The organism is Catellatospora paridis (assembly GCF_009720365.1).
Classification (GTDB): Bacteria; Actinomycetota; Actinomycetes; order Mycobacteriales; family Micromonosporaceae; genus Catellatospora; species Catellatospora paridis.
Genome location: NZ_ML769313.1, coordinates 758,723 through 766,979, shown reverse-complemented (window position 1 = coordinate 766,979; position 8,257 = coordinate 758,723). Strand labels below are relative to the sequence as shown.

Genomic DNA, 8,257 nt, shown 5'->3' with positions numbered 1-8,257 from the left:
CCCGGGGGCCCCCGGCCGCCCCTCCCCCCCCCGGGGGGTGCGCCCCGCCCGGGGCCCCCCCCCACCGCCCCGTCCCAGCTCTAGGCGGCAACGCATGACAGTGATCCTCGGGCAGCTGTTCACCGGCGTCAGCATCGGCGCGGTGCTGCTGCTCATCGCGCTCGGACTGGCCCTGACCTTCGGCCAGATGAACGTCATCAACATGGCGCACGGCGAGTTCATCATGGCCGGCGCCTACACCACGTACGTGCTGCAGCAGACCATCACCGACGCGGGCCTGTCGCTGCTCGTCGCCCTGCCCATCGCCTTCGCCGTCGCGGGCGCGATGGGCGTGCTGCTGGAATGGGCGCTGATCCGCCGCCTCTACACCCGGCCGCTGGACACCCTGCTGGTCACCTGGGGCGTCTCGCTGATGCTGCAACAGCTCGCCCGCGACATCTTCGGCGCGCCGAACGTGCAGACCAAGGCCCCGGACATCCTCACCGAGAGCACCTCACTCGGCACGGACCTGAGCATCGCCAACAGCCGCCTGTTCATCCTCGGCCTGGTCGTGCTCGCCGTCGCCGCACTGACCGCCGCGCTCAAGTTCACCCCGCTGGGCCGCCGCATCCGGGCCGTGGTGCAGAACCGCGACCTGGCCGCGGTCTCCGGCATCCCCACCGCGCGCGTCGACCGGCTCACCTTCTTCATCGGCTCCAGCCTGGCCGGGGTCGCCGGGGTCGCGCTGACCCTGCTCGGCCCGATCGGCCCGACCATGGGCACCAACATCATCATCGACGCCTTCCTCGTCGTCGTGGTCGGCGGCATCGGGCAGCTCAAGGGGAGCGTGATCGTGGCCTTCGTGCTCGGCATGCTGCAGGCGATGGTCGAATACCTGACCACGCTCAGCGTCGCCAAGGTGATCGTGTTCATCGCCATCGTGGCGTTCCTGCAGTGGCGGCCCCAGGGCCTGTTCACCCTGCGCACCCGGAGCCTGGCATGAGCGAGCGCAGCGAGCGAATCATGTGGCTTCATTGTCATGCCGCCGACGAGCGCAGCGAGGAGAAGGCATGAACGGGCTGAAGCTGAACCCGCGCGCGCGAGCCTGGCTGGGCTTCGGGCTCGGTGCGGTGGTGCTGTTCGCGGCCGCACCGGCGCTGCTGACCGACTTCCGGCTCAGCCTGCTGGCCAAATACCTGTGCTTCGCGATCGTCGCGGTCGGCATCGGCCTGGCCTGGGGCCGCGGCGGCCTGCTCACCCTCGGCCAGGGCGTGTTCTTCGGCCTGGGCGGCTACGCGATGGCCATGCACCTCAAGCTCGCCGACGCGGGCGAGGGCAACATGCCCGACTTCATGGAGCTGTACGGGCAGCTCGACGAGCTCCCCGCGTGGTGGGCCCCGTTCGCGAACCCGGTGTTCGCGCTGGCCGCCACGGTGCTGCTGCCGATGCTGGTGGCCTTCGGGCTCGGCTCGCTGGTGTTCCGGCGGCGGGTGCGCGGCGCGTACTTCGCGATCCTCAGCCAGGCCCTGGCCGCCGCCATGGTCATCCTGCTGATCGGCCAGCAGGGCACCACCGGCGGCACCAACGGGCTCACCGACATCGAGGGCTTCTTCGGCTACGACCTCGACGACCCGGTCAACCAGCGCATGGTCTACTTCATCATCGCCGGGGTGCTGCTGGCCCTGCTCGCGCTCACCCGGCAGCTCATGCACTCGCGCTACGGCGAGCTGCTGGTCGCGGTGCGCGACTCCGAGAACCGGGTCCGCTTCCTCGGCTACAACCCCGCCAACGTCAAGCTCGTCGCATACGTCGTCGCCGCCGGTATGGCGGGCCTGGCAGGGGCGCTGTTCGTGCCCGCGGTCGGCATCATCTCCCCGGCGCTGATCGGCATCGTGCCCTCGATCGAGTTCGTGATCGGGGTGGCCGTGGGCGGCCGGGCGGCGCTGCTCGGCCCGGTGCTCGGCGCTGTCGCCGTGGCCTGGGCGAAGACGGCGCTGTCGGAGCGTTTCCCGGGCACCTGGACCTACCTGCAGGGCGCGATGTTCGTGCTGGTGGTCGCGTTCCTGCCCGGCGGCCTGGCCTCGCTGTGGGGCATGGTCAAGCGCCGCCGGGAGACTGCGGCGCCGCTCGTCCCGCAGGCGGACGCACCGGTTCTGGTCAAGGAGGCGGCAGCGTGAACGGCATCGGCGCGCCAGGAAGGAGCACGGCATGAGCGAGACGGCAGCGGGCCTGCGGATTCGCGGGCTGCGGGTGGTGTTCGACGGCTTCGTCGCCGTCGACGGCGTCGACCTGGACGTGGAGCCGGGCGACATCCGGTTCCTCATCGGACCCAACGGGGCGGGCAAGACGACGCTGGTCGACGCGGTGACGGGCTTGGTCAAGGCGACCGGTTCGGCGCGGTTCGGCGAGCAGGAGCTGCTCGGCCGGGATGTGCACCGCATCGCCCGACTGGGCGTGGGCCGCACGTTCCAGACCGCGGCGCTGTTCGAGGAGCTGACGGTGCTGCAGAACCTCGACATCGCGGCGGGCGCGGGCCGCAGCCCGTGGACGATGCTGCGCCGCCGCGGGGCGGTGCCCGACGATGTGGCGTACGCACTGGAGACGATCGGGCTGACCGACCGGCGGGGCGTGCTCGCGGGCACGCTCGCGCACGGGCAGAAGCAGTGGCTGGAGATCGGCATGCTGCTGGTGCAGAACGCCCGGCTGCTGCTGCTCGACGAGCCCGTCGCCGGGATGAGCCACGAGGAGCGGGAGGCCACCGGGGAGCTGCTGGGCAGAGTGGCCGGTGACCGCACCGTGGTCGTCATCGAGCACGACATGGATTTCCTGCGCCGCTTCGCCGACACCGTCACCGTGCTGCACGCGGGCAAGGTGCTCAGCGAGGGCACCGTCGCGCAGGTGCAGGCCGACCCGAAGGTGCAGGAGGTCTACCTCGGGCACGCCTCCACGCACGACACCGCCCACGACGAGCCGGTGGCCCAGGGAGCGGAGGCGTGATGCTGCGGATCGAAGGGGTGCACGCCGGGTACGGCCGCAGCACCGTGCTGCACGGCGTCGACGTGACCGTCGACGACGGCAAGGTGACGGCGGTGCTGGGGCACAACGGCGCGGGCAAGAGCACCCTGCTGCGGGCCGCCATCGGCCTGCTCCGGCCCAAGCAGGGCATGGTGCTGTTCGGCGGCGAGGACGTCACGAAGCTGGCCCCGCACGTGCGGGTCGCGCGCGGCATGGCGTACGTGCCGCAGGGCCAGCAGTGCTTCCCGCACCTGACCACGGCGGAGAACCTGCAACTGGTCGCCGACGGCAGACGCGGCGGCCGGCAGGCCCTGGCTTCCGCGCTGGACCTGTTCCCCGCGCTGAACGGCCTGATGCGCCGCCGGGCCGGGCTGCTGTCCGGCGGGCAGCGCCAGCAGCTCGCCATCGCCCGTGCCCTGATCACCCGGCCCAAGCTGCTGCTGCTCGACGAGCCGACGGAAGGCATCCAGCCCAACGTCGTCGCCGAGATCGAGCAGGCGGTGCTGTCCCTGGCCGGGGTGGACGGGCTGTCAGTGCTGCTGGTCGAGCAGCATCTGGGGTTCGCGCTGCGCGCGGCGCATCGCTACCACGTGCTCGAATCGGGCAGAGTGACGTCATCCGGCGCGGGCGGCACCGGCGCCGAACCCGCCGTACGCGCTGCCCTCACCGTGTAGAAGGACGGTTCATGTTCCTCACCCAGCATGAGCAGGAACGACTGCTCATCCATGTGGCGGCCGACGTCGCCGAGCGCCGCCGTGCCCGCGGTCTGCTGCTCAACCACCCCGAGTCGGTCGCGATCATCACCCGTTTCCTGCTGGAGGGCGCCCGGGACGGGCGCACCGTGGTCGACCTGATGGACGCGGGCGCCCAGGTGCTCACCCGCGCGGACGTGCTGGACGGCGTCCCCGAGATGCTGAAGGAGGTGCAGGTGGAGGCCACGTTCCCGGACGGCACCAAGCTGGTGACCGTGCACCACCCGATCCGATGATCCCCGGTGAGATCCTCTTCGGAGAGGGTCCCGTCGAGATCAACATCGATCGGCCGATCACCACGCTGATCGTGGTCAACACCGCGGACCGCCCGGTGCAGGTGGGCTCGCACTACCACTTCGCCGAGGCCAACCCCGGCCTGTCCTTCGACCGCACCGCGGCGTGGGGCCAACGGCTGGCGGTGCCCGCGGGCACCGCCGTGCGCTTCGAACCCGGCGTCACCCGTGAGGTCGAGCTGGTCCCGCTGGGCGGGGCGCGCATCGTGCCGGGCCTGCGCGGCGAGTGCGGAGGAGAACTATGACGATCCTGGTCAGCCGCGAGCGGTACGCCGCGCTGTACGGCCCCACCACCGGCGACCGCATCCGGCTCGCCGACACGAACCTGCTCATCGAGGTGGAGGAGGACCGCTGCGCGGGCGGCGACGAGGCCGTCTTCGGCGGCGGCAAGGTGATCCGCGAGTCGATGGGCCAGTCGCGGGCCACCCGCGCCCAGGGTGCGCTGGACACGGTCATCACCGGCGCGGTGATCCTGGACCACTGGGGCATCGTCAAGGCCGACATCGGCATCCGCGACGGGCGCATCGTCGCCATCGGACGCGCAGGCAATCCGGACACCATGCCGGGCGTACACCCCGACCTGGTCATCGGCCCGGCCACCGAGGTCGTCGCGGGCAACGGGAAGATCGTGACCGCCGGGGCCGTCGACACGCACGTGCACTTCATCTGCCCGCAGCTGGTGCACGAGGCCCTCGCGGGCGGTGTCACCACGCTGGTCGGCGGGGGCACCGGGCCGGCCGAGGGCACGAAGGCCACCACCGTCACCGCCAACGCCTGGCACCTGGCGCGGATGTTCGAGGCGCTCGACACGTTCCCGGTCAACGTGCTGCTGCTGGGCAAGGGCAACACGGTCTCCGAGGAGGCCATGTGGGAGCAGCTGCGGGCGGGCGCGGGCGGCTTCAAGCTACACGAGGACTGGGGCACCACTCCGGCAGCGATCGACGCCTGCCTGCGGGTCGCGGACGCCTCGGGGGTGCAGGTGTCCATCCACACCGACACCCTGAACGAGGCCGGGTTCGTGCAGGACACCCTGGCCGCGATCAACGGCCGGGCGATCCACTCGTACCACACCGAGGGCGCCGGGGGCGGGCACGCGCCCGACATCATCACGGTCGCGAGCCTGCCCAACATCCTGCCGTCGTCGACCAACCCGACCCGGCCGTACACCCGCAACACCCTGGCCGAGCACCTGGACATGCTGATGGTGTGCCACCACCTGAACGCCGCCGTGCCGGAGGACCTGGCATTCGCGGAGAGCCGGATCCGGCCGTCCACGATGGCCGCCGAGGACCTGCTGCACGACCTCGGCGCGATCTCGATCATCGGGTCGGACTCGCAGGCGATGGGCCGCATCGGCGAGGTCGTGCTGCGCACCTGGCAGACCGCGCACGTGATGAAGGACCGGGTCGGCGCACTGCCCGGCGACTCGTCGGCCGACAACAACCGGGCCAAGCGGTACGTCGCGAAGTACACCATCTGCGCGGCCATGGCCAACGGGCTGGAGGAGCAGATCGGCTCGGTCGAGCCCGGCAAGCTCGCCGACCTGGTGCTGTGGGATCCGGCGTTCTTCGGGGTGCGGCCGCACCTGGTGATGAAGGGCGGCATGATCGCGTACGCGCAGATGGGCGACGCCAACGCGTCCATCCCCACCCCCCAGCCCATCCTGCCCCGCCCCATGTTCGGCGCGTACGGCGTCGTGCCCGCCAAGACCTCCCTGGCCTTCGTCGCCCCGGCGGCGCTGGAGGCGGGCCTGGAACTCGACGTCAAGCGGGCGCTGGTGCCCGTCGCGAACGTGCGCTCACGCGGCAAGGCCGACCTGCCGCACAACAGCGCGATGCCGCACATCGAGGTCGATGCGGACACGTTCACCGTCCGCATCGACGGCGAAGCCGTCGAGCCGGACCCGCCGACGGTCCTGCCCATGGCCCAGCGGTACTTCCTGTTCTGATGCACCGCACCGCATACCTGCTGCTGGCCGACGGGCGCTTCCCGTCCGGAGGCCACGCCCACTCCAGCGGCCTGGAGGCGGCCGTCGCGGCCGGCCGGGTCACCGACCTGGCCGGCCTGGAGCAGTTCCTGCACGGCCGCCTCTCCTACGCCGCGCCCGTCACCGCCGCGTTCACCGCCGCCACCCACCTGTCCGCTGCGCGGACGGGAAGCGCACCTTCCGCTACGGAATCCGATGTGACGGTGCCCTTCCTTTCGCTTGACCGGGAGTTGGAGGCGCGGACGGTGTCACCTGCGCTGCGGCTCGCGTCACGGCGGCAGGGCCGGGCGCTGCTACGGGCGGGGCGCAACACGTGGCCGAGCGAGCTGTACGGGCAGCTGCCGAAGCACCCGGACGGGCCGCACCAGCCGCTGGCGCTGGGGGTGACGGCGGCCGCGGCGGGACTGTCCACGGAGGAGGCCGCGCAGATCGCGGCGTACGGGGTGCTCACCGGGCCGGCCAGTGCGGCGGTGCGGCTGCTCGGGCTGGACCCGTACCAGGTGCAGAATCTGCTGGCCCGGATGGCCGGCGCCTGCGACGAGATCGCGGCCGCCGCCGCGGCGGTCGCCCACAAGTCACCCCAGGAGCTGCCGGCCCACGCTGCGCCGCTGGCCGACATCTCCGCCGAACTGCACGCCACCTGGGAGGTGCGTCTCTTTGCGAGCTGACCACGCCTACGACCACGACGAAACGGTGCCCCACACCCACCCCGAGCCGGGCGTCGACCCGCACCCGCCGCTGCCGCAACTGGACCGGGCGGTGCGCATCGGCATCGGCGGGCCGGTCGGCTCCGGCAAGACCGCGCTGGTCGCCGCCCTGTGCCGCGCGCTGGCCGGACAGCTGCGGCTGGCGGTGGTGACCAACGACATCTACACCACCGAGGACGCCGACTTCCTCAAACGGGCCGGGGTGCTCGACTCGGCGCGCATCCGCGCGGTGGAGACCGGCTGCTGCCCGCACACCGCGATCCGCGACGACATCTCCGCCAACCTCGACGCGGTCGAGGAGCTGGAGGACGCGCTCGGCCCGCTGGACCTGGTGCTCGTCGAGAGCGGCGGCGACAACCTCACCGCCACGTTCAGCAAGGGCCTGGTCGACCAGCAGATCTTCGTGGTCGACGTGGCCGGCGGCGACAAGGTGCCGCGCAAGGGCGGCCCCGGCGTCACCACGGCCGACCTGCTCGTCATCAACAAGACCGACCTCGCCCCGCTGGTCGGCGCGGACCTGGCCGTGATGGACCGCGACGCCCGCGCCCGCCGCGGCACGCTGCCCACGATCTTCCAGTCCATCGCCCAGGACCCGCACGCGAGCCAGGTCGCCGCCTGGGTGCGTCACGTCGTCGCGCACAGCCGCGGCCTCGGACACGCCGGAGCCCAGGGCGACAGTCATGCGCACAGCCGAACGCACGCCGGGGCCGAGGGCCACAGCCACGCCGACGCGCAGGATCGCGGGCCCGCGCCGGCCGGGGTGCGCTGATGCGGGCGCTGGCCAGGATCGTCGCCGAGGCCGACGGCCGGGGCGGCACCCGGCTGGCGCGCCTGCGCGGTGAGCCGCCCCTGCAGCTGCGGCACACGCCGGACGGCTCGCCCATGGCGACGGTGCACCTGATCGGCAGCGCCGCCGGGCCGCTCGGCGGCGACGACCTGCGCATCGAGATCGAGGTCGGCGAGGGCGCGGCGCTGTGCGTACGCTCCGTCGCCGCCTCGATCGCACTGCCCGGCCGCGACGGCGCGCCGTCCCGGATGACGGTCACCGCGACCGTCGCCGCGGGCGGCGAGCTGCGCTGGCTGCCGGAGCAGCTCGTCGCCGCGGCCGGCTGCCGCCACCAGGCGACGTCCACGGTGGAGCTGGCCGGTGGGGCTCGGCTGTGGTGGCGCGAGGAGCTGATCTGCGGCCGCCACGACGAGCGGCCGGGCGACGCGGTGGTCAGCACGGCGGTCGACTACGACGGCGGTCCCCTGCTGCGCCAGTCGCTGACGATCGGGCCGGGCACGCCCGGCTGGGACGGCCCGGCCGTGCTCGGCGGCGCGCGGGCCACCGGATCGCTGCTGCTCGTCGACCCCGACGCCGCGCCCACGCCGCCGGTCGTGCTGGGCGCCACGGCGGTACGGATGCCGTTGACCGGCCCGGCGACGCTCGTCAGCGCCACCGCGCCGGACGCGCACGTGCTGCGCGGATACCTCGACGCCTGACCCATCGCGGAGAGCGCTCTCCGTCCGGGGGATGACGCG

General features: G+C 72.6%; 10 protein-coding genes. All 10 read left to right on the top strand.

Translation table 11 applies throughout. The annotated features are described in order from the left end of the window. Window positions 1-94: 94 nt before the first annotated feature. The 10 genes from urtB to F9C41_RS08255 all read left to right on the top strand — a co-directional run bounded on the left by urtB (window position 95) and on the right by F9C41_RS08255 (window position 8,218). Window positions 95-982 carry an urea ABC transporter permease subunit UrtB gene (gene urtB / locus F9C41_RS08300; protein ID WP_155386042.1) on the top strand — a complete coding sequence of 296 codons (888 nt, stop codon included), beginning with the start codon at window positions 95-97 and terminating at the stop codon, window positions 980-982. 67 nt (window positions 983-1,049) lie between these two features. After that, window positions 1,050-2,156, top strand: coding sequence for an urea ABC transporter permease subunit UrtC (gene urtC, locus F9C41_RS08295; protein ID WP_155386041.1), 1,107 nt, complete (start codon window positions 1,050-1,052; stop codon window positions 2,154-2,156). Window positions 2,157-2,187: 31 nt separating this feature from the next. Continuing rightward, on the top strand, window positions 2,188-2,976 hold the full coding sequence (gene urtD, locus F9C41_RS08290) for an urea ABC transporter ATP-binding protein UrtD (RefSeq protein ID WP_155386040.1): 789 nt from the start codon (window positions 2,188-2,190) through the stop codon (window positions 2,974-2,976). Further along, window positions 2,976-3,668, top strand: a complete 693-nt coding sequence (gene urtE / locus F9C41_RS08285; RefSeq protein ID WP_155386261.1) for an urea ABC transporter ATP-binding subunit UrtE — start codon at window positions 2,976-2,978, stop codon at window positions 3,666-3,668. The genes urtD and urtE overlap by 1 nt, the downstream gene beginning before the upstream one ends. An 11-nt stretch (window positions 3,669-3,679) precedes the next feature. Continuing rightward, window positions 3,680-3,982, top strand: coding sequence for an urease subunit gamma (locus F9C41_RS08280; protein ID WP_120320779.1), 303 nt, complete (start codon window positions 3,680-3,682; stop codon window positions 3,980-3,982). After that, complete coding sequence (locus tag F9C41_RS08275) at window positions 3,979-4,284, top strand: urease subunit beta (protein ID WP_155386039.1); 306 nt, start codon at window positions 3,979-3,981, stop codon at window positions 4,282-4,284. The genes F9C41_RS08280 and F9C41_RS08275 overlap by 4 nt, the downstream gene beginning before the upstream one ends. Then, window positions 4,281-5,987 (top strand): urease subunit alpha, encoded by a 1,707-nt coding sequence (locus tag F9C41_RS08270; protein ID WP_155386038.1) that lies wholly within the window; start codon window positions 4,281-4,283, stop codon window positions 5,985-5,987. Before F9C41_RS08275 ends, F9C41_RS08270 begins: the two co-directional genes overlap by 4 nt. Further along, window positions 5,987-6,694: an urease accessory protein UreF gene (locus F9C41_RS08265; protein ID WP_155386037.1), complete on the top strand. Its 708-nt coding sequence runs from the start codon at window positions 5,987-5,989 to the stop codon at window positions 6,692-6,694. Before F9C41_RS08270 ends, F9C41_RS08265 begins: the two co-directional genes overlap by 1 nt. Beyond that, window positions 6,684-7,502, top strand: a complete 819-nt coding sequence (ureG, locus tag F9C41_RS08260) for an urease accessory protein UreG (protein ID WP_155386036.1) — start codon at window positions 6,684-6,686, stop codon at window positions 7,500-7,502. The genes F9C41_RS08265 and ureG overlap by 11 nt, the downstream gene beginning before the upstream one ends. Then, window positions 7,502-8,218 carry an urease accessory protein UreD gene (locus F9C41_RS08255; protein ID WP_155386035.1) on the top strand — a complete coding sequence of 239 codons (717 nt, stop codon included), beginning with the start codon at window positions 7,502-7,504 and terminating at the stop codon, window positions 8,216-8,218. Before ureG ends, F9C41_RS08255 begins: the two co-directional genes overlap by 1 nt. The last annotated feature ends 39 nt before the right edge of the window (window positions 8,219-8,257 follow it).

Coding starts and splice junctions, on each gene's coding strand:
- urtB (WP_155386042.1), top strand. CDS start 95: ATGACAGTGATCCTCGGGCAGCTGTTCACCGGCGTCAGCATCGGCGCG.
- urtC (WP_155386041.1), top strand. CDS start 1,050: ATGAACGGGCTGAAGCTGAACCCGCGCGCGCGAGCCTGGCTGGGCTTC.
- urtD (WP_155386040.1), top strand. CDS start 2,188: ATGAGCGAGACGGCAGCGGGCCTGCGGATTCGCGGGCTGCGGGTGGTG.
- urtE (WP_155386261.1), top strand. CDS start 2,976: ATGCTGCGGATCGAAGGGGTGCACGCCGGGTACGGCCGCAGCACCGTG.
- F9C41_RS08280 (WP_120320779.1), top strand. CDS start 3,680: ATGTTCCTCACCCAGCATGAGCAGGAACGACTGCTCATCCATGTGGCG.
- F9C41_RS08275 (WP_155386039.1), top strand. CDS start 3,979: ATGATCCCCGGTGAGATCCTCTTCGGAGAGGGTCCCGTCGAGATCAAC.
- F9C41_RS08270 (WP_155386038.1), top strand. CDS start 4,281: ATGACGATCCTGGTCAGCCGCGAGCGGTACGCCGCGCTGTACGGCCCC.
- F9C41_RS08265 (WP_155386037.1), top strand. CDS start 5,987: ATGCACCGCACCGCATACCTGCTGCTGGCCGACGGGCGCTTCCCGTCC.
- F9C41_RS08255 (WP_155386035.1), top strand. CDS start 7,502: ATGCGGGCGCTGGCCAGGATCGTCGCCGAGGCCGACGGCCGGGGCGGC.